Annotated in this window: 18 protein-coding genes, 1 tRNA gene and 1 pseudogene; 11 read left to right on the forward strand and 9 right to left on the reverse strand. The window is 73.5% G+C overall.

What is annotated here, in order from left to right:
* Positions 1-112: 112 nt before the first annotated feature.
* Complete coding sequence (locus ACZ6ZI_RS39285) at positions 113-670, forward strand: PadR family transcriptional regulator (RefSeq protein WP_469529699.1); 558 nt, start codon at positions 113-115, stop codon at positions 668-670.
* Positions 671-822: 152 nt separating this feature from the next.
* Complete coding sequence (locus ACZ6ZI_RS39290; RefSeq protein WP_469529702.1) at positions 823-2,547, forward strand: acyl-CoA dehydrogenase family protein; 1,725 nt, start codon at positions 823-825, stop codon at positions 2,545-2,547.
* Between the two features lie 107 nt (positions 2,548-2,654).
* Here ACZ6ZI_RS39290 and ACZ6ZI_RS39295 read toward each other — a convergent pair whose 3' ends face one another.
* Positions 2,655-4,085 (reverse strand): MFS transporter, encoded by a 1,431-nt coding sequence (locus ACZ6ZI_RS39295; RefSeq protein ID WP_469529732.1) that lies wholly within the window; start codon positions 4,083-4,085, stop codon positions 2,655-2,657.
* Between the two features lie 209 nt (positions 4,086-4,294).
* On the opposite strand from ACZ6ZI_RS39295, the gene ACZ6ZI_RS39300 reads away from it, so the two are divergent.
* From ACZ6ZI_RS39300 to ACZ6ZI_RS39310, 3 genes are all read left to right on the forward strand, one after another.
* Positions 4,295-5,254: a LysR family transcriptional regulator gene (locus ACZ6ZI_RS39300; protein ID WP_469529704.1), complete on the forward strand. Its 960-nt coding sequence runs from the start codon at positions 4,295-4,297 to the stop codon at positions 5,252-5,254.
* Positions 5,255-5,258: 4 nt separating this feature from the next.
* Positions 5,259-5,921: a hypothetical protein gene (locus tag ACZ6ZI_RS39305; protein ID WP_469529707.1), complete on the forward strand. Its 663-nt coding sequence runs from the start codon at positions 5,259-5,261 to the stop codon at positions 5,919-5,921.
* Between the two features lie 186 nt (positions 5,922-6,107).
* Positions 6,108-6,644: an SMI1/KNR4 family protein gene (locus ACZ6ZI_RS39310; protein WP_469529710.1), complete on the forward strand. Its 537-nt coding sequence runs from the start codon at positions 6,108-6,110 to the stop codon at positions 6,642-6,644.
* A gap of 32 nt (positions 6,645-6,676) precedes the next feature.
* Here the strand turns inward: ACZ6ZI_RS39310 and ACZ6ZI_RS39315 are convergent.
* The 4 genes and pseudogenes from ACZ6ZI_RS39315 to ACZ6ZI_RS39330 form a co-directional block, all read right to left on the reverse strand.
* Positions 6,677-7,437: pseudogene (locus tag ACZ6ZI_RS39315) on the reverse strand (transposase); the annotation flags it as partial.
* Positions 7,438-7,513: 76 nt separating this feature from the next.
* The gene (locus ACZ6ZI_RS39320; RefSeq protein WP_469529734.1) at positions 7,514-8,275 is read right to left on the reverse strand and encodes a DeoR/GlpR family DNA-binding transcription regulator; all 762 of its coding nucleotides are present in this window, start codon (positions 8,273-8,275) and stop codon (positions 7,514-7,516) included.
* A 49-nt stretch (positions 8,276-8,324) separates the two neighbouring features.
* The gene (gene thpR, locus ACZ6ZI_RS39325) at positions 8,325-8,927 is read right to left on the reverse strand and encodes an RNA 2',3'-cyclic phosphodiesterase (RefSeq protein ID WP_469529712.1); all 603 of its coding nucleotides are present in this window, start codon (positions 8,925-8,927) and stop codon (positions 8,325-8,327) included.
* 119 nt (positions 8,928-9,046) lie between these two features.
* On the reverse strand, positions 9,047-9,979 hold the full coding sequence (locus ACZ6ZI_RS39330; RefSeq protein ID WP_469529714.1) for a class I SAM-dependent methyltransferase: 933 nt from the start codon (positions 9,977-9,979) through the stop codon (positions 9,047-9,049).
* 101 nt (positions 9,980-10,080) lie between these two features.
* On the opposite strand from ACZ6ZI_RS39330, the gene ACZ6ZI_RS39335 reads away from it, so the two are divergent.
* Positions 10,081-10,668, forward strand: coding sequence for a TetR family transcriptional regulator (locus ACZ6ZI_RS39335; protein ID WP_469529716.1), 588 nt, complete (start codon positions 10,081-10,083; stop codon positions 10,666-10,668).
* A 71-nt stretch (positions 10,669-10,739) separates the two neighbouring features.
* Here the strand turns inward: ACZ6ZI_RS39335 and ACZ6ZI_RS39340 are convergent, their stop codons facing one another.
* The 3 genes from ACZ6ZI_RS39340 to ACZ6ZI_RS39350 all read right to left on the reverse strand — a co-directional run bounded on the left by ACZ6ZI_RS39340 (position 10,740) and on the right by ACZ6ZI_RS39350 (position 13,726).
* Positions 10,740-11,234, reverse strand: coding sequence for a GNAT family N-acetyltransferase (locus ACZ6ZI_RS39340; protein ID WP_469529736.1), 495 nt, complete (start codon positions 11,232-11,234; stop codon positions 10,740-10,742).
* A 133-nt stretch (positions 11,235-11,367) separates the two neighbouring features.
* Positions 11,368-12,363: a hypothetical protein gene (locus ACZ6ZI_RS39345; RefSeq protein WP_469529719.1), complete on the reverse strand. Its 996-nt coding sequence runs from the start codon at positions 12,361-12,363 to the stop codon at positions 11,368-11,370.
* A 346-nt stretch (positions 12,364-12,709) separates the two neighbouring features.
* Positions 12,710-13,726: a DUF5954 family protein gene (locus ACZ6ZI_RS39350; RefSeq protein ID WP_469529721.1), complete on the reverse strand. Its 1,017-nt coding sequence runs from the start codon at positions 13,724-13,726 to the stop codon at positions 12,710-12,712.
* Positions 13,727-13,976: 250 nt separating this feature from the next.
* Between ACZ6ZI_RS39350 and ACZ6ZI_RS39355 the strand changes: the two genes are divergently transcribed.
* The 5 genes from ACZ6ZI_RS39355 (at position 13,977) to ACZ6ZI_RS39375 (ending at position 19,380) form a co-directional block, all read left to right on the forward strand.
* The gene (locus tag ACZ6ZI_RS39355; protein ID WP_469529723.1) at positions 13,977-14,549 is read left to right on the forward strand and encodes a TetR/AcrR family transcriptional regulator; all 573 of its coding nucleotides are present in this window, start codon (positions 13,977-13,979) and stop codon (positions 14,547-14,549) included.
* A 91-nt stretch (positions 14,550-14,640) separates the two neighbouring features.
* Positions 14,641-15,843 (forward strand): SGNH/GDSL hydrolase family protein, encoded by a 1,203-nt coding sequence (locus ACZ6ZI_RS39360; RefSeq protein ID WP_469529724.1) that lies wholly within the window; start codon positions 14,641-14,643, stop codon positions 15,841-15,843.
* Between the two features lie 200 nt (positions 15,844-16,043).
* Positions 16,044-17,357: a ClC family H(+)/Cl(-) exchange transporter gene (locus ACZ6ZI_RS39365; RefSeq protein WP_469529725.1), complete on the forward strand. Its 1,314-nt coding sequence runs from the start codon at positions 16,044-16,046 to the stop codon at positions 17,355-17,357.
* A 297-nt stretch (positions 17,358-17,654) separates the two neighbouring features.
* Positions 17,655-18,140, forward strand: a complete 486-nt coding sequence (locus ACZ6ZI_RS39370; protein WP_469529727.1) for a cation:proton antiporter regulatory subunit — start codon at positions 17,655-17,657, stop codon at positions 18,138-18,140.
* Positions 18,141-18,144: 4 nt separating this feature from the next.
* Positions 18,145-19,380, forward strand: coding sequence for a cation:proton antiporter (locus tag ACZ6ZI_RS39375; protein WP_469529730.1), 1,236 nt, complete (start codon positions 18,145-18,147; stop codon positions 19,378-19,380).
* A 53-nt stretch (positions 19,381-19,433) separates the two neighbouring features.
* Here the strand turns inward: ACZ6ZI_RS39375 and ACZ6ZI_RS39380 are convergent.
* Positions 19,434-19,508 (reverse strand) — tRNA-Trp (locus tag ACZ6ZI_RS39380).
* Between the last annotated feature and the right edge of the window lie 109 nt (positions 19,509-19,617).

A 19,617-nucleotide genomic window follows, 5' to 3' on the forward strand; every position in this document is an offset into this window, starting at 1 on the left:
TCCGGGGGACCCGTCCGCCGCCCGCCGTCACCCGTGCGGACGCTCCGTGACCCTCGTCTCACCGAAGCGCCTGCGCTTGTCTATGCAACGAGTTGCATAGAAGGATCGGGGCATGGCGCTCGAGCACGCGATCCTCGTCTCCCTCCTGGAGAAGCCCGGCTCCGGCTACGAGCTGGCCCGTCGGTTCGACCGGTCCATCGGCTACTTCTGGACCGCGACCCACCAGCAGATCTACCGCGTCCTCGGGCGCATGGTGGACGACGGCCGGCTCGACGTCCTCGACGTCGCGCAACGGACGAGGCCGGACAAGAAGGAGTACTCCGTCACGGCCGCGGGCCGCGAGACCCTCGCGGCCTGGCTGCGCGAGCCGATCCGGCCCGACAGCGTCCGGCACGAACTGGCCGTGAAGATCCGGGGCGCGGCCTACGACGACCCGGCGGCGCTGATCCGCGAGGTCGAGCGGCACCACCGGGAGCACAGCGACCGGCTCACCCACTACCTGGCCGGGGAACTGCGCGATTTCACCGGCCCGGACGCCCCCGCGCCGGGCGATCCCGGCCCGGAACTGCAACACGTCGTGCTGCGCGGCGGCATCGCCTACGAACGCATGACGCTGGCCTGGCTGGACGACGTCCTCGCCACGCTGCACCGCCTCGCCGCCGCCCGCTGACCCCGGCGGCCGCGCGCCCCGGCGCACCCTGCCCCGAGGCCCCCGGGCGCACCTCCCGGCGCGGCCGGCTCCGCCACCCGGACCCGGCCCGCCCCCGCCCGCGCCGCCCCCGCTTCTGCCTCCGATCTCCGATCTCCGAAAGGCGACCCCTCATGACCGACCCGCTGCTGTTCAACCCGAACACCTACGACCCCGCCCACTTCGACCCCGAGACCCGCCGCCTGCTGCGGGCCACCGTCGACTGGTTCGAGGCCCGCGGCAAGCGCCGGCTGATCGAGGACTACCGCACCCGCGCCTGGCTGGCGGACTTCCTCGCGTTCTCCGCCAAGGAGGGCCTCTTCGCGACCTTCCTGACGCCGGCCTCCGCCGCCGGCGAGGAGGAGTCGGACAAGCGCTGGGACACCGCCCGCATCGCCGCCCTGAACGAGATCTTCGGCTTCTACGGCCTGGACTACTGGTACGCCTGGCAGGTCACCATCCTCGGCCTCGGCCCCGTGTGGCAGAGCGACAACGAGGCCGCCCGCACCCGCGCGGCCGAACTGCTGCGCGAGGGCGAGGTGTTCGCCTTCGGCCTGTCCGAGAAGACGCACGGCGCCGACATCTACTCGACCGACATGCTCCTGGAGCCCGACGGCGCGGGCGGCTTCCGCGCCACCGGCTCCAAGTACTACATCGGCAACGGCAACGCCGCCGGCCTCGTCTCCGTCTTCGGCCGTCGCACCGACGTGGAGGGCCCCGACGGCTATGTCTTCTTCGCCGCCGACAGCCGCCACAGCGCCTACCGGCTCGTGAAGAACGTCGTCGACTCCTCCAAGTTCGTCAGCGAGTTCCGCCTGGAGGACTACCCGGTCGCCGCCGAGGACATCCTGCACACCGGCCGGGCCGCCTTCGACGCCGCGCTGAACACCGTCAACGTCGGCAAGTTCAACCTGTGCACGGCCTCCATCGGCATCTGCGAGCACGCGATGTACGAGGCCGTCACCCACGCCCACGGCCGCGTCCTCTACGGCCGCCCCGTCACCGCCTTCCCGCACGTGCGCCGCGAACTCGCCGACGCCTACGTGCGCCTGGTCGGCATGAAGCTGTTCAGCGACCGGGCCGTGGACTACTTCCGCACCGCCGGGCCCGACGACCGCCGTTACCTCCTCTTCAACCCGATGACGAAGATGAAGGTGACCACGGAGGGCGAGAAGGTCATCGACCTCATGTGGGACGTCATCGCCGCCAAGGGGTTCGAGAAGGACAACTACTTCGCCCAGGCGGCCGTCGAGATCCGCGGCCTGCCGAAGCTGGAGGGCACGGTCCACGTCAACCTCGCCCTCATCCTGAAGTTCATGCGCAACCACCTCCTGGACTCGGCCGAGTACGCCGCCGTGCCGACCCGCCTGGACGCGGCCGACGACGCGTTCCTCTTCCGCCAGGGCCCGGCCCGCGGCCTGGGCTCCGTGCGCTTCCACGACTGGCGCCCCGCCTACGACGCGTACGCGAACGTGCCCAACGTGGCCCGGTTCCGCGAACAGGCCGACGCCCTGTGCGAGTTCGTCGCCACCGCGGCCCCGGACGAGGAGCAGAGCCGCGACCTCGACCTGCTGCTCGCCGTCGGGCAGCTCTTCGCGCTGGTCGTGCACGGCCAGCTGATCCTGGAGCAGGCCCGGCTGACCGGACTCGACGAGGACGTCCTCGACGAGCTGTTCTCCGTCCTCGTACGCGACTTCTCCGCGCACGCGGTCGAGCTGCACGGCAAGGACTCCGCCACCGGGGCGCAGCAGGCGTGGGCCCTCGGCGCGGTCCGCCGCCCCGTCGTCGACGCCGACCGCGCGGCCCGCGTCTGGGCGCGCGTCGAATCGCTGGCCGGCGCCTACGAGATGGCTCCCTGACACCCGTGACACCCCGCCCGGGGCGGCTCCCGCCGCCCCGGGCGTTCCCCGGCCGTCCCCGGGCGTTCCACGGGCGTCCCCGGCCGCGGGTCCGACGGGCCGGGCCGTCAGGCCTCGCGCCCCGCGCCGACACCGCCGCCCCGGTACCCCGCGACCACCATGGCCGCGGCCACGAGCAGCGCCACCGCCACGGTGCGCAGCGCCACCCCCATCGCGTCGGTGAACGCCGCCACCTGCGCCGGATCCGTCGGGTCCCCCCGGAACCGCGAGGCCAGCACCGTCCCGACCACCGCCACGCCGAGCGCCGCCCCGATCTCCCGCGCGGCCGTGTTGATCCCGGCACCCAGTCCCGCCTGGTGCGCGGGCAGCGAGGCGACCACGCCGAGGGTCAGCGAGGGCGCGCAGAGCCCCGTACCGACCGACAGGACCAGCAGGTGGAGGGCGTACACCGCGTACGGCGTGTCCGCCCCCACCGTCGACACCAGCAGCAGTCCCGCGCCGATCAGCCCGAGCCCCAGGCCGACGGGCAGCCGGGGCCCCACCCGCTCCTGCAGGCGCGCCCCGTACCGGGGCACCACCGCCATGCCGACGGTCAGCGGCACGATCGCGAGACCGGTCACGGCGGGGGAGAAGCCCTTGGCGTACTGGAGGTACTGCGCGTTGACGAAGAACAGGGCGAACAGCCCGAAGAAGGCCGCGCCGATGCCGAGCGCGCCGGCCCTGAGGCGGCGCGAGAGGAAGATCCGGGGATCGAACAGCGGCCGCGCGGCGCGCAGTCCGCGCACGACGAACAGGGCCAGCAGGCCGGCGCCCGCCCCGAAGGCGGCCCCCACGCGGACCGAGGTCCAGCCGTAGCCGGGGCCCTCGATGATCCCGTAGACGAGGGCGAGCAGTGCCGCCGCGAGCAGCAGGGCGCCCAGCGGGTCGACGGCGGCCTCGGGGCGCGCGGGCGTACGGGGCACCGTACGGGCGACCGCGAGCGCCAGCAGCGCGGCGAGCGGGACCACGGCCCAGAACAGGGCGCGCCAGGTCAGGAACTCCCCGGCCAGACCGCCGCCCACGTTCCCGGCGAGCCCCCCGAGTCCCGCGGCGAGCGTCCAGGTGGCCAGGGCCCGCCCGCGCTGTTCGGGCGGTGACAGGTGCACCAGTACGGACATGGTGGCGGGCATGATCAGGGCGGCCCCGGCGCCGCACAGCCCGCGCCCGGCGATCAGTACGGCCGGATCCCCGGCCAGGGCGCTGACGGCGCCGCCGACCGCGAACAGGGCGAGTCCGCCGAGCAGGGCCCCCTTGCGCCCGTAGCGGTCGCCCAGGGCCCCGGCCGGGATCAGCAGGGCGGCGAACACGATCACGTACGCGTCGACCGCCCACAGCAGTTCGCCCGCACCGGGGCGCAGGGAGGAGGCGGCGAGCTGGGGGATCAGCAGGTTGACGGCGGCGACCATGCCCTGGGCGACGAGGACGCAGGCGCACAGCGTCAACAGGGCGGGCCGCGACAGTCCGGACGCGGCGGGCACCGACGGGTGGCGGTCGCGCACGCGGGGCGAGGTGGCGGGTTCGCCCGTGCCGGACGGATCGTCCGGGGCCGGTGTGCGGGCATGACGGAGCACGGCTCCTCCAGGGAGTCGAAGCGATCGGGTGGTGGAAGCGGGGGCGGGGCGGGCGGATTCGGCCCGGCGACCCGGCCCCGCCGTCCACCGTAGGGTGGCACTGACCTGCTTTCCAGTGCATGTTCCGCAAGAGGTGTATGCGTGTGACGCAATCGAGTACGGGGTTGGACCTGAACCTGCTGGTCGCCCTCGACGTCCTGTTGGAGGAGTCGAGCGTCTCCCGCGCCGCCGCCCGACTCCACCTCTCCGAGCCCGCCATGAGCCGCACCCTGGGCCGCATCCGCAAGGCCCTCGGCGATCCGGTGCTGGTGCGCGCGGGCCGCTCGATGGTCCCCACCCCGCACGCGCTGTCCGTCCAGGGCGAGGTCCGCGCCGTCGTCGAGCGGGCCCGCGCCCTGTTCCTCGCGGGCGGACGCGTCGACCTGACCACCCTGACCCGCACCTTCACCGTCCTGGCCCACGACGCCTTCGCCGCCTCCTTCGGAGCCGAACTCTTCGGCCGGGTGGGCCGGGAGGCACCGGGCGTGCGGCTGCGGTTCCTGTCGGAGAGCCACGTGGACGTGCCCGCGCTCCGCGAGGGCATCGCCGACCTGGAGATCGGCGTCATCGACACCCGTTCGCCCGAGGTGCGCATCGAGCACCTCCACGACGAACGCATGCTGGGCGTCGTCCGTACGGGCCATCCGCTGCTGCGCGGCCGACTCACCGCGCGCCGCTTCGCCGCCGGGGAGCACCTGATCGTCTCCCGGAGGGGCCGCATGCAGGGCCCGATCGACGCCGCCCTCGCCGAACGCGGCCTGACGCGCCGGGTGGTGGGCAGCGTCGGCTCCTTCCCCGCGTCCCTGTTCGTCCTGCGGGAGACGGACCTGATCGGCCTGATCGCCACCCGGGCCGCGCCGCAGGCCGAGGCCCTCGGCCTGGTGACGTTCGAAGTCCCCCTGGAACTGCCGTCGTTGCCGTTCGGCATCGCCTGGCACCCCCGCCACGACGCCGACCCGGCACACGCCTGGCTGCGGGCCTGCGCCCGCGACCTGGTGCCGGGGGGAGGGGCGGGGGCGGGGGGCCGTACGGGCGGAGAGGGGGCCGGGGCAGGATGACCCCATGACTCCTGCCGCCCGCACACCGTTCCCGCACCGACACCCCCGCGTTCGACGGTGGGCCGCGACGGCCGCCGCCCTGCCGCTCGGCCTGGCGCTCGCCGCCTGCGGCACGGTGGTCGCAGGCTCCCCCTCCGGCGCCGGCTCCGCCTCGCCCTCCGCCCCCGTCCCCGACCGCGCCGCGCTGGAGGCCCGGGCCCGCGCCGCGCAGATCGCCGTCGAGAACGTCTACGTCACCGGCGCCCCCGGCTTCGCGCCGGCCGTGCAGTCCGCCGGAGTCAGCGGCGACGACGGCTTCTCCGTGGCGTACGTGCACACCGGCACGGGCGCGCGGATCGACCTCACCGCCGAGCGGCGCCCGCTCGACACCGTCTGCGGGCGGGGGTGCGTGCCCGACGGGGGCCTGTGGTACCGGGCGGGCGACGCCGGGGAGCACGCCTACGCGGTCGAGCGGGACGGCCTCCTCGTACGGCTTGCCGCCGATCCGGCGAAGGTGGACCGCGCCACCCTCCGCGAGGCGGCGCAGGCCGCCCACCCCGCGAGCGACGCCGAACTGGACGCCGTCCTGCCCGCCCCCCGCGGCGACGCCGGCCCGCCCCCGGTCCGCGGCGACCTCCCACCGGCCGGCGACGGCGCCCCGAACAACGAGGTGGGCACCTCGGGTTGACCGCCCGCGGGACCCCGCGCCCCGCCGAACGGCAGCCGGGCCGCCGGGCCCGACCGGCGACGTCGCCGCCTCCTGGTGCTGTGACCGGGAAGGTTCGCCGGGTTGAGGACGCTGGGCCCCTCTGTGTTGTCAGAGGGTGGCCTGATGATATTCCCAGCCAGTCGCATATCAGGGATGAGGGAAGACATGCCATCACCATTGGAACGCCTCCAGGCGCTGCTCGGTGAGCCGGAGGAGGCGTGGGGCTGGCCGCGGCGAGAGGTCTGGGAGGCCTCCGAACAGCACCTCGGTGTCACGCTGCCCGCGGACTACAAGGCCTTCATGGACGTGTACGGGCCGGGAACCCTCGGCGGGTACCTCCACCTGGACCGGCCGACTGGTCTCATGCCCCCTGCCGAACTCGAGGACTTCTGGTCCCTGGAGGCCTGGCGCGATGCACGGAGAGGGTGGGAGGACCTCTACCCCTTCCCCTTCCACCCCGACCCCGGTGGGCTTATCCGCTGGGGCCACGACGAGCACAGCAGCGAGTACTACTTCCTGACCAGCGACCCGGATCCGGGCAACTGGGAGATCGTGGTCGGCAGCGAGTGCGCGCAGTGGTACCGCACCAGTGGCAGCTTCACCGACTTCCTGATGCGCTGCTTCGACGGCCTCGACCGGGCCCCGTTCATGGACCGCGCCTGGCCCGGAGGCGACGCCCGCTACAAATCCTTCGACATGTAGTGCTGTTCACGGAGGGTTGCCATGTCGGGCCGTCAGGCTGCTGCTTGCAGTGGTCTGCCGCCCCAACGGACACCTCGCTCGCTGCGGATGCGTGCGCGTTGGCGTCGTTGGGCGGCCAGGACGTCGGGGTGTCGGGCGTTCTTGTTCCGCCGGCGTAGGTAGGTGTGCAGGGCCTGGGTCTGGACGGTGTGCTTCGGATGGTTCGAGTTGGCGAGGGTGAACTGCCGTAGCGGCCCGAAGTGGGCTTCGATGGGGTTGGCCCAGGACGCTTAGGTGGGTGTGAAGCACGGCTCGACCTTGTTCTTCGTCGCCCACCTGCGGATCTTCCACCCGACAGCTTGTCGTCGCCGACCGAGTAGCAGCCGTGGAAGTAGGTGATGCCGTGGGTGCGGCGGTAGGTGGCCGGCAGTCGGTCGGGGCTGCCCTGCTTCTGCCAGCAGGAGCCGGCGGTGGGGCGCATGCCCAGCGGCCCGAAGTCGTCGAAGGCGAACGTGCGGTCCGGACGCTTGTTGATTGCGTACTCGATCCGCTCCAGCTTGGCGTCGAAGGCAGGGGCCGGGGATTCCTTCCAGGTCTTCGTCCGTTGGAAGGTGATCCCGCGGCGGGTCAGTAAGCACCGCAGGGCCTCGCGGCCGATCAGAACGGGCCGGGTCATGTTCCTGCGCAGGTGATCGACTAGTCGGCGGACCGACCGGCGGGTGAAGGGCTTGCCCAGCACGGTGGGGCGGGTGGTGGTCGTCTGGATGACGAAGTCCTCGTCGTCACGGCTCAGCAGGCGGGGACGGCCTCCCGCCTCCCCTACTGGTTGGAAGTGGCATCGCTTCCAACCAGCACAACGATCAACCCGGTGAACCTATGCGGTCACAGCGCTAGGCCCGGATCACCTCGGGTCCCAGGGCGGTGATCTCGCCGGTCTGCTCGTCGGTCAGGTCGGCGTCGGTGACCAGCACGTCCACCTGGTCCAGGGACGCGAAGCGGGCGAAGTGCCGGACCCCGTACTTGGTGGAGTCCGCGACCAGGACCACCCGGTGGGCGCCGGTCACCATGGCCCGTTTCACCGCGGCCTCGGCCAGGTCGGGGGTGGTCAGCCCGGACCGGGCGCAGAAGCCGTTGGTCGCGACGACGGCGACGTCGGGCTCGATGTCCGCCAGGTCCCGCAGCGCCCAGGCGTCCACGGCCGCCTGCGTGCGCCGGCGCAGCCGCCCGCCGACGAGGTGCAGGTCGAGCTCCGGGTGCTCGGCGAGGCGGGCGGCCACCGGCAGGGCGTTGGTGACCACCGTCAGGGTGGACTCCAGGGGGAGCAGCGCGGCCAGCCGGGAGACGGTGGTCCCGGCGTCCAGGAGCAGGCTGCCCCGTTCCGGGAGCAGGGCCAGCGCGGCCCTGGCGATGCGGTCCTTGGCGGCGGCGGCGGTGGAGTCGCGTTCGGCCAGCCCCGGCTCCAGGCGCAGGCCCCCGGCCGGCAGCGCGCCGCCGTGCACCCGCCGCAGCAGTCCCGCCCGTTCCAGGGCGCTCAGGTCCCGTCGTACGGTCTCCTGCGTGACGCCGAACTCCTCCGCCAGGGCCGGCACGTCGACCCGGCCGCGTTCCTGGGCCAGCCGCACGATCCGGTGCTGACGCTCGGGTGCGTACATGTGGGATCGGATCCGTTTCATGTGGGTTCGCTCCTGTATGGAACGGACCCTACTCCGCTCGGACGGCTCCGTTCCCGCTGCCGAAGGGCCACGCCTCGATGTCGCGGTAGCGGATCGGCTCGGGGCCGCGGCCGAAGTTGCTGCCGACCAGGTGGAGCCGCTCGGTCTCCCACCGTCGGCCGGTGAACCCCGCGAGGCCGTCGGCGACGTCCGCCGCCCGGAAGGGATCCTCCCGTCGGGAGCGGGCCAGGGTCAGGTGCGGGCGCAGCGGGCGGTCCTCCAGGGCGACCCCGCACTCCTTGACCAGCGCGCGCACCTCGGCGGCCAGCAGGTGCAGCCCGTCGACGTCGCCGTCGACGCCCGTCCACGCCACGCGCTCCCCGAAGTGGCCGCCGCCGCGCAGGGCCAGCTCCAGGGGGCGGTGGGAGGCGGCGAGGGCCGCGAGGGGCGGCTTCAGCAGGGGAACGGTTTCGACCGGGAGCTCACCGAGGAAGGCGAGCGTGATGTGCCAGTCCTCGATCCGGTTCCAGCGCATGCGCGGGTGGGCGTCGTAGGCGGGACGCAGCTCCTTCTCCAGTTCCTCCTTCGCGTCGTCGGGCGGGGCGAGGGCGATGAACACGCGAACGGTCGCCCCTGGTGTCTCTTCGGTCATGAGGGAATTCGTACAGGGTGGCGGCCTGATCCGTCACCTCCGGTCCTGAACCGGAACCGGAACCGCGACCGGCTCCGGTCGGCAGCCGGGCTCGGTCCGGGTCCGGGTCCGGCCCCGGTTCAGGCCGGGGCGACCCCGGTCAGGATCCGGCCCGTACCCCGCAGCCGGACGGCGCCGGCGCGCTCGTACGGGCGGAAGGCCCGCGTCAGGCGCCGGCGGGCGAGGGCCCGGGTGTCGGGATCGACCTGGTCGAGGAGGTGCCGCCCGGGCCCCGAGTCGAGGAGGAAGTCGGCGGCGTCCCCCGCGTCCCGGCCCCAGATCCCGTACGCCTCCACGTGCGCGGCGCGTACGTCCCGCAGCCCCGCCCCGCGCAGCAGTTCGGTGGCCGCGTCGGCGTCCGCGAGGGAGAACATCCCCGGCCCGCCGGTTGCGCCGAAGCCGCCGATCGGCAGGATGTCCGCGAGTTCGTGGAGCGCGGTCAGCCACTGGTTCTCTCGCGGAGCCGCCGTGCACAGGAACGCGACCCGGCCGCCCGGCCGCAGGGCGGAGGCGATGTGGGCGAACGCGGCCGCCGGGTCGGCGAAGAACATGACGCCGAACCGGCTGATCGCCACGTCGAACGAGGCCCGGGGGAGCGGGTGGACCTGGGCGTCGCCGTGGACGAACGAGGCGTTGGCGACGCCCTCCCGCGCGGCGACCGCGCGGGCCCGCTCCACCATGGGCCCCGAGAGGTCGAGGCCCAGCGCGTGCCCCGCCCCCGCCCCCGTCCCGGCCCCGGCCGCCCGCGCGGCGAGCCGGGTGGTGGCGCCGGCGCCGCACCCGATGTCGAGGACGCGTTCGGCGGGCCGGATGGCGGCGGCGTCGAGCAGGGGCCGGTCGAAGCCGGAGTTCACGGCGTTCCAGCGGTCGTGGTGGGCGGCCCAGTGGGACCCTTCGTAGCCGTTCCAGGCGCGGGCCTGAACGGTGGCGTGGGCGGTCTCGGTGGTGCCGGCGGTGTCGGTGGTGTCGGTGGTGTCGGTGGTGTCGGTGGTGCCGGCGGAACGGTGCTGCATGCGGAGGACCTCCCGGGTGATCGACCCTTAGTATGGGCGAGTGCCCAAACAGTATGGGCATGCGCCCATACTGGCAACACGCATATTCGGGGAGGGTGTTGATGTCACCGCGCGGAGTGGTCATCGAAGACCTGAGGGAACGGCTGTTCGCGGCGGCGGAACGGGTCGTGGCCGGGGCCGGCGCCGCCGCGCTGACCAGCCGGGCGGTCACGGAGGAGGCGGGCTGCGCCAAAGGCGTGCTGCACGCCCACTTCGCGGGTCTCGACGAGTTCGTCGCCGATCTGGTGCTCCACCGGTTCGCGATCACCGCGGCCTCGGCGGCGGACCTCCCGTCCCGCGCGGGCACCGGCGCGGTGCGCGACCACCTCGCGGACGTCGCCTCGACGGTGCTCCGCCTCGACCCCGGACTCGTCGGGCTCGCCGTGACCCGTCCCGCCGCCGCGCACCGCGTACGGGAGGCCTGGCAGGCCGGGGCGCCCGGCTTCACCGCGATCCAGGACGCGGTCGGCGACTACCTCCGCGCGGAGCAGGCCCTCGGCCGGGTCCCGCGGGGCCTCGACGCGGACGCGATCGCCCTGGCGCTGGTCGGCACCCTGCACCACCTGCTGATGACCGGCCCTCCCGAGGCCCGCCCCGAGACCCGGGCGCAGGTCGAACGCCTGATCACCGCTCTGGTCGGGACCCCGTGACCCGGGAGGCGGCGGCCATCGGGTGAAGCGGATCGCCTACCGGGAGTCGGGCGACCCGGAGGCGGCGCTGTTCAGCTCCCGGTGCCGAGGGCCTCGGCTCGGCCGCCGTCGAGCCGGCGGGCCAGTACCTGTCCCGGCCAGGCGTCGGACAGGAAGCGGTCGGTGGGGGTGAAGCCGTTGCGCTCGTAGAACGCGACGAGCTCGCCCCCGCCGCCCGCCCAGCAGTCCACCCGCAGCAGGTCGACGCCGGCCCGCCGGGCCTCCTCGGCCGCACGGGCCAGCAGCGCGGCCCCGATGCCCAGACCGGCGTACCGGCGGTGGGACACGAGCAGTCGCACGTACCGCTCGGGCTCCCCGGCCGGCGCGATCGGCATCAGGGGACTGGGCCCGGAGTCCAGTACCAGCGTGCCGACCGGCGTGCCGTCCAGTTCGGCGATGAAGGGGCTGTTCTCGGTCATGTACCGCTCGACCCGCGCCACGCCGCCCGGCTTCCGCGAGTAGGGCGTGGTGCCCCACTGCTCGGTGTTGCCGCGCTCGTTCATCCACAGCACCGCGGAGTCCAACATGTCCAGCACGACGGACACGTCGGCCACCCCGCCGACCCGTATCCGTATCCCGCTGCCGTCGCCGTGCGCCCTCGTCTCGTCCACGACGGCAGTCTAGGCGCGGTGCCCGCCCCGGCCCGAGCCGGCGTCCGGCTCAGAACTTCTCCGTCCTGATCTCCACGCAGTCGTCACACATCTCGGCTTCTTCCAGGCCGAAATCGGTGACGGCGCGGCCACAGTAGCCACAGACGCCCACGCACTCTTCACCACAGGTCAGGCACAGCAGGAGGGAGGTTTCCCCACCCTCGGCAGTCGTTCCAACGGGCACGCTCGTGACGGCGCCACCGAAACAGAGGAACCCGTTGTGTTCGAGCACCGGGTAGGCGCCGCCGTCGGTGACGACCTCGTACTCGCTGGTGCCGGCGTACATCCAGGCGGCGTCGGTAGGCGTGCCGAAGTCCGTGTGGCAGACGGCACAGACGATGTTCACGTCGCCGCCCTCGATCGGCACGGAGCGCACCGCACAGACGAGACACCGGATGATGTGGGCGGCGTCCAGCGCGTCCACCGCGGCCAGGCGCTGTTCGACCAGAGCGCTGATCCTGCCCAGGCCGGGGCGTACGCGCTCGATGATGTCCTCGGCCCTCGCGGCCTGTTCCTCGGGGACGAGGGGGAGCAGATCGCCGTGCACGAATCCGAGGAGGAAGTCCAGCACGGGTGTGGTGACCACTTCGACGGCCGCGCCGGTGCCGGCGAACCCGAAGTGCGCGATGCGGTTGCGCATTTCGACCAGGGCTCTGACCTGCGCCTTGCCGATGAGCGGAGTCTCCGGAGCGCAGTGCTGGCGGACCCGCTTGAGGGTGTCCTCCCACTGAACGCTCCTGAAATCGCCGATCTTGTGCCTGGCCTCGTTGAACTCGTCCGGCTTCATCCACGTGAGGGCGGGCTCCTCCCTCTCCAGTCGGGCCTTGAGGATGACTTCGAACGCGGCCGCCAAATGGACGACGGCGTACTTCTGGTCCCGTGGGGACGGGGAAGGCCTCTTGGTGAGAAGCTCCACCGTGCTCTCCAGGAAGTCGAGTCCGTTGATGACCGGCGGGAAGTCCGTTGCCGCGCTGCTCGCTCCTTCGAAGGATTGGTCCTCGGGCATGTGTTCCGCTCTCGGTAGGGGTGGTGGTCGGTTCTACGGGGACTGCGCGTTCAGGTCTGCTCGCGTCGCATTCGGGCCCTCCGGGCCGGCGCGGGGCCAGTGCCGGGAGGCCCCTGTGGGCCGACGGTGCCGCCTGCGCCCTGCCGCCCTACCGCCGGCCGCTCGGCGTGGGCGGTGCTCACTCCGTTGCCGACGCGTTTGACGACGCGTTTGCCGGCGAAGTCGTGTGCCTGTTGCCGCTGAACCACCGCCGTCCCGCCTGCGGAGCCCGATCCGGCGTGGCTCGAAGACCACCGGCACCGGTGGAGCGTACAGGCGTCCGTTCGACTGACGGGCGCCGGGTCGGTCAGGTCTCGGGGAGGACGTTGCCGTCCTCGTCCATGCCGAGGTGGATGCGGGTCGGCTCCTGGGAGTTGACGTCGGACGGGCGCGGGCCCTCGGGGCCGTCGGGGCCCCAGCGCAGCAGGCGGCGGGTGCGGACGATCCGGTAGGCCGTGTCGCGGAACACCAGCCGGTTGACGCGCCCCACCCGCAGGGCGTCGGCGGCCCGGGCGTACGCCGCCGCCTCGTCGGCGGGCCAGGTGCGGGCGTCCGCGTGCGGGTCGGCGTCGTAGGGGATGATCCCGTGCATCCGGGGCCACATCCACGTCAGGGCGAAGTCCAGTGACCTGCGTGCGGCGTGCGCCGTGGCGTGGGGGCCGATGACGGGGCGCCAGCTGCCGATCCGCTGTTCCACGACCGTGAACGTCGCGGGCAGCGGCAGGACGTCCGGATGGGTGTCCAACGCCCGCCGCGCGTCGGCGCGCACGTCCTCGGGGAAGCGGTCGCCGGTGTAGCGCAGGTCGCGCAGGGACAGGCGCTCGACGGCCTGGGTGGGGGTGACGGGCTCGTCCGGGTCAAGGAGCAGTCCGTCGTCGATCGCGGGGTCCTTGGCGGCCCGCTCCCAGTCGGGAACCAGGGGCTCGGGGTCGGTCGGGCGGGGCTGTTCGATGCCGTCCGGTCCCGTCACCGCGTACTCCTCGGCCCGTACGACGCGGTACCGGGTGCCCTCCACGTCGAGTTCGTCGACGCGCTCGCGCTCCAGCCGGGCCACCGCCGCCAGCAGCGCCCGCCGTTCCGCCCTGTCCCGCGCCGCGTCCTTGGCGCGGAACCACAGGGTGGAGTTGAGTCCGTCGCGGGAGATCTGCGGGCAGCCGTCCGTCACCGCCGCCACCACCCGCCACCGTGCGCCCGCCCAGGGCGGCAGCGCCGCCACTCCGAACAGGGGTCCGCGCACCACCACCTTGGCCGTGCGCGCCGCCGCGTCCCTCGCGTCGGCCTCGATGGCCGCCTCCACCGGCTCCACCGCTACCCGAACCGCCACCGGCCGCGATCCGCGCCGTTCCGCATTCCGAGGTTCCATCGGCCCATGGTGGCGACGGCCGGGGGCGGCCGTCCCGAATTCGCCGATTCCTCGCCCGTACGGGACTCCCGCCTGTATGGGGCGCCGGGCAGCCGAGAGCGCCGTGCTCCGACTCGGCCTTCGCCTATCACTCGTATGCGTTTGCCTAATGAAGTTAGGTAAATGCATACTCGTGCATGTCAGGAAGCGAAGAGAAGTGGAGGCGGAGGGCATGGCACGGGTGGGGCTGACCACGGAACGCCTGGTACGGGCGGGAGCCGAGCTGGCCGACGAGATCGGCTTCGAGCAGGTGACCCCGGCGGAGCTCGCCAGGCGGTGCGGCGTCAAGACCGCGAGCCTGTACTCGCACGTCAGGAACGCGCACGACCTCAAGACCGGGATCGCCCTGCTGGCCCTGGAGGAACTGGCCGACCGGGGCGCCGCCGCCCTCGCGGGACGGGCCGGCAAGGACGCCCTGACGGCCTTCGCGAACGTCTACCGCGACTACGCCCTCCAACACCCCGGCCGTTTCGTCGCCGCCCGCTTCCGACTCGACCCCGAGACGGCGGCCGCCTCCGCGGGCGCCCGCCACGCCGGGATGATGCGGGCGATCCTGCGCGGCTACCACCTGGCCGAACCCCACCGGACACACGCGGTACGACTCCTGGGCAGCGTCTTCGGAGGCTTCGTCACCCTGGAGTCCGCCGGAGGCTTCGACCACAGCGCCCCCTCCTCGCAGGAGAGCTGGACCGAGATCCTCGACGCGCTGGACGCGCTGCTGCGCACCTGGCCGACCGCCTCCTGAGCCCGTTCCCGACCGACGCCGTCCCGACCGACGCCGTCCCGCCGTCCCGCCGACCCCCTCGCCACCGACCGACCGGAAGAGACCCGAGCACATGCACCCCGAGCACGACGCCGACGCCCGGCCGGGATGGATCACCACCCCCCTCACCGCCGAACTGCTGCGCGGTGCCCTCGACCTGGAGCGCACCGAACGGGGCCTCCTCCCGCACCGGTTGCCGGCGTGGGCCCGCCGACAGATCCCGGACGGGCAGCTGGCCATGGCGCAGTCGCAGCCGGCCGGCGTGCGCCTGGCCTTCCGTACCCGTGCCACCGCCGTCGAACTGGACGTGGTGGCCACCAAGCGGATCTACCAGGGAGCGCCGCCCCGCCCGGACGGGGTCTACGAACTCCTCGTCGACGGCCGCCTCGCGGGCCGCGCCGTCGCACCCGAGGGCGACGCGCTCGTCATCGACCTGTCCTCGGGCGCGACGCACACCCGCCCCGGGCCCGTGGAGACCCTGCGGTTCACCGGCCTCCCGGAGCACGAGAAGGCCGTCGAGATCTGGCTGCCGTACGACGAGACCACCCGACTGGTCGCCCTGAGGACCGACGCCCCCGTCGACCCGCCCCGCATCGGGAACCGCAGGGTGTGGGTCCACCACGGCAGTTCGATCAGCCACGGTTCCAACGCCGCCACCCCCACCGGGACCTGGCCGGCCGTGGCGGCCGCGCTGGGCGCGGTGGAGCTGGTCAACCTGGGGTTCGGCGGCAGCGCTGTCCTCGACCCCTTCACCGCGCGCACGATCCGTGACACCCCGGCGGACCTGATCAGCGTCAAGGTCGGCATCAACATCGTCAACCTCGACGTGATGCGGCTGCGGGCCTTCGGCCCGGCCGTCCACGGCTTCCTCGACACCATCCGCGAGGGCCACCCCACCACGCCGCTGCTGGTGGTCTCGCCCCTCCACTGCGCCCTCCACGAGGACACCCCCGGCCCCACCCTTCCGGACCTCGACGCCCTGAGCGAGGGCCGGATGGGCTTCGTCGCCGCCGGGGACCCCGCGGAGACCGCCGCGGGGAAGCTGACCCTCGCCGTCATCCGCGCCGAGCTGGCCCGCATCGTGGGGGAGCGCGCCGCCGACGACCCGCACCTGTACCACCTGGACGGCCTCGACCTCTACGGCGAGGCGGACGCCGCCGCGCTGCCGCTGCCCGACGCCCTGCACCCGGACCCCGCCACCCACCGGCACATCGGCGAACGCTTCGCCCACCTCGCCTTCGGCGCCGGCGGCCCGTTCGCCGGCGGGACCCGCTGACACCCGCCGTTCGTTCGCCCAGTCGGGGCCCCTTTCGTCCCGCACGGGGCGCGGTGCCCCGTCCGGGGTCGCCGACGGTCCAGTCTCGGACGGACGTCCCGCGTGCGGACGTCGCGCACGGACGTCCCGCGTACGGACGTAGTGAACGGACGTCCCGCGTACGGACGTCGTGAACGGATCGGCTCGGTGGAGGTCGGCGCATGCCCGGTGCCCCTGTCGGCCCCCAGCGTGCGGGCGGCCCCCAGCGCGCGGGGCCGTACCGCGCCTACCTCGTCGCGGCGGTGGCGGGCGCGCTCGTCGGACTGGTCGGCGGCGCGTTCCGCTGGTGCCTGGAGCACGCCGACGCCCTGCGCGTCTCCCTCTCGGAGACCGCCGCCGGGTGGGGCGCCGCCGGATGGCTGCTCCCGATCGCCGTCACGGCGACGGGCGCGGCCGTCGCGTGCGCCCTCGCCCTGCGCGTCCCCTTCGCGGCGGGGAGCGGGATCCAGCACGTGGAGGCCGTCTGGCGGCAGGAGAGCGAACCGCGGTCGCCCTGGCTGCTGCCGGCGAAGTTCCTCGGAGGGCTCGTCGCCATCGGCTCCGGTCTGGCCCTCGGCCGGGAGGGGCCGACCGTGCACATGGGCTCCGCGATCGGATCCGAGGCGGCCCGCCGTGCGGGCCTGGGCCCCGAGGACGTCCGACTGCTGCACACCTCCCTCGGCGGCGCCGGCCTGGCCGTGGCGTTCACCGCCCCGCTCGGCGGCCTGCTGTTCGTGTGCGAGGAGGTGACGCGCTCCTTCCGGCCCCGGCTGGTCCTGGTCACCCTCATCGCCACCGCCACGGCCGTCGCCTGCGCGGGGATCGTCATCGGCGACGCGCCCGTCCTCCCGGTCCCCGACGTACCGGCCCCACCCCTGTGGCTGCTGCCCGTCTTCCTGGTGTTCGGCGCGACCGCCGGGCTGCTGGGCACCGCCTACAGCGCCCTGGTCGTCGGGACGTTGGCCTTCTGCGACCGGCTCGCGCGAGTACCCGTCGTGGTCCGGGCGGCGGCCATCGGGGCCGTCGTGGGCCTGCTGTCCGTGTTCGACCCGCTGTTCGCCGGGGACGGCGACCCGCTGAGCGAGCGACTCGTCGCCGGGGACAGCCCCGCCGTGATCGTCCTGGCCGGCTACCTCCCCGTACGGTTCGTGGTCGGACCGCTCAGCTACGCCGCCGCCACCCCCGGAGGCCTCTTCGCGCCGCTGTTGGCCCTCGGAGCCCTGTGGGGCACCTTCGTACACGCCGTCACCCTCCCGCTGCCGCCCGACCAGTCGGCCGGCCCGGGGGCGTTCGCCGTGGTCGGCATGGCCGCCCTGTTCGCGGCGGTGGTACGGGCGCCCGTCACCGGCGTCGTACTGGTCGTGGAGATGACCGGAACCACCACGCTCCTGGTCCCGCTGCTGACCGCGTGCTTCGCGGCGACCCTGACCGCGGACCGGCTGGAGAGCGAGCCGATCTACGACAGCCTGCGCCGGCGCATGCGCGAGCGACCCTGAACACCCGCCGCGGCGCCCGCGACACCCGCCGTACCGCGCCCTCGACCGCCGATGCGTCCCGGAACCCCGACAAACCCACCCTGACCTGCGGCGGAACCCGGTTCCCCGGCCCATCCTCACCACCCGGTCCCGACGCTGTCCATCCGTGCGGACACCCATATTCCGGCCATCCCAAACATGGCACCATGAGGCCCGCCGCGCCGTTTCCGCCCGCCGTGATCCGCCGCGCCCACACCACCACCGCCGGCGCGCACGACACCGCGCCGGACACGCTCACCACTCGAAGGGGGATGGATCGTGCCCGCTCCACGCATGCGCACGACACCGCTGCCCGGCATCGGCGTCCAATACGACCTCACCACCCGCGAACACCGCAACCTGTCGGTCATCGCGCACCGCGACGGAACCCGCACGGTCAACCTGTACCGGGTGGACGACCCCGACGCGTGCGCCCACTCCCTGCACCTCACCGGGGCGGAGACGGCCTCGCTGATCGACGCGCTGATGCCGGCGCACCACAGCCCCAACGTCCTGCACACCACCGACCTCGGCCTGGTCGCCGAGAGGGTCGAACTCTCCGCGCACTCGCACTGGAACGGGCGGGTCCTGGGCGAGACGAGGATGCGCACCGAGACCGGCGTGTCCGTCGTGGCGGTGCTGCGGCGGGCCGAGGCCCGCCCCTCGCCCGCGCCGGACTTCCGCCTCGCCGGCGGGGACACCCTCATCCTGATCGGCACCCGCGAGGGCGTCGACGCCGCCGCCGCGATACTCGACAGGGAGTGATCGAGTGCATTCCGCAGTCTTCCTCATCGAGTTCGGGGCGATCATCCTCGGACTGGGCCTGCTGGGCCGCGTCGCGGGCCGCCTGAAGTTCTCGCCGATACCCCTCTACCTCCTCGCCGGCCTTGCCTTCGGCACCGGCGGCCTGCTCCCGCTCGGCGCGAGCGAGGAGTTCGTCGCCATCGGCGCGGAGATCGGCGTCATCCTCCTGCTGCTGATGCTGGGCCTGGAGTACACGGCCACCGACCTCGTCTCCAACCTCAAGACCCAGTACCCCGCCGGGCTCGTCGACTTCACCCTCAACGCGCTCCCCGGGGCCGCCGCCGCCCTGCTGCTCGGCTGGGGACCGGTGGCCGCCGTCGTCCTGGCGGGCGTCACCTGGATCTCCTCCTCCGGCGTCATCGCCAAGGTCATGGGGGACCTGGGCCGGCTCGGCAACCGGGAGACCCCGGTCATCCTCAGCATCCTGGTCCTCGAAGACCTCGCCATGGCCGTCTACCTGCCCATCATCACGGCGCTGCTCGCCGGGGTGAGCCTGGCGGCGGGCAGTCTCACGCTGGCCATCGCGCTCGGTGTCGCGGGCGCGGTGCTCTTCGTCGCCGTCCGCTACGGCCGCCTCATCTCCCGCTTCGTCTCCAGCGACGACCCCGAGAAGCTGCTCCTGGTGGTCCTCGGACTGACCCTGCTGGTGGCCGGCATCGCCCAGCAGCTCCAGGTCTCGGCCGCCGTCGGGGCCTTCCTGGTCGGCATCGCGCTATCCGGTGAGGTCGCCGAGGGCACCCACACCCTGCTCAGTCCGCTGCGCGACCTCTTCGCGGCCGTGTTCTTCGTCTTCTTCGGGCTCCACACCGACCCGGCGAGCATCCCGCCGGTCCTGCTGCCCGCCCTGGCGCTGGCCGTCGTCACGGCCGCCACGAAGATCGCCACGGGTTACTGGGCGGCGCGGCGCGCCGGCATCGGCGTCAAGGGACGGTGGCGGGCCGGCGGGACCCTCGTGGCCCGGGGCGAGTTCTCCATCGTCATCGCCGGTCTCGCGGTCACCGCGGGCATCGAGCCGCAGCTCGGTCCGCTCGCCACCGCCTACGTCCTGATCCTGGTCGTCCTCGGCCCGCTGACGGCCCGATACACCCAGCCCCTCGCGGCCTGGGTCGCCGCGCGCCGGGCCCCCGACCGACCGGACGTCGTGCCCGCACCGGACCCCGTGCCGCCCCTGCCGGAACCGGCCGGCCGCGAAGGGGGCTGAAGCCCGCCGAGGGGGCGGGGAGACGAGCCGAGGGAAGGCCGAGCGAGGTGGAGCGGAGCCGACCGGATTCGAACCGGCGTCCTCGCGGTTTTGGAGACCGCGCGCGACGACCTCTGCGCTACGGCCCCGCCCTGCGCGCATCCTAGGTCGTGTCCGCAATGTCGATCGGTCGTTACTCCGTTCGTGGTGCGACGACATGAACTGACCGATCAGGCTTGGGAAGTCATCGGACCGCTG

The organism is Streptomyces sp. NPDC103540 (assembly GCF_055584445.1).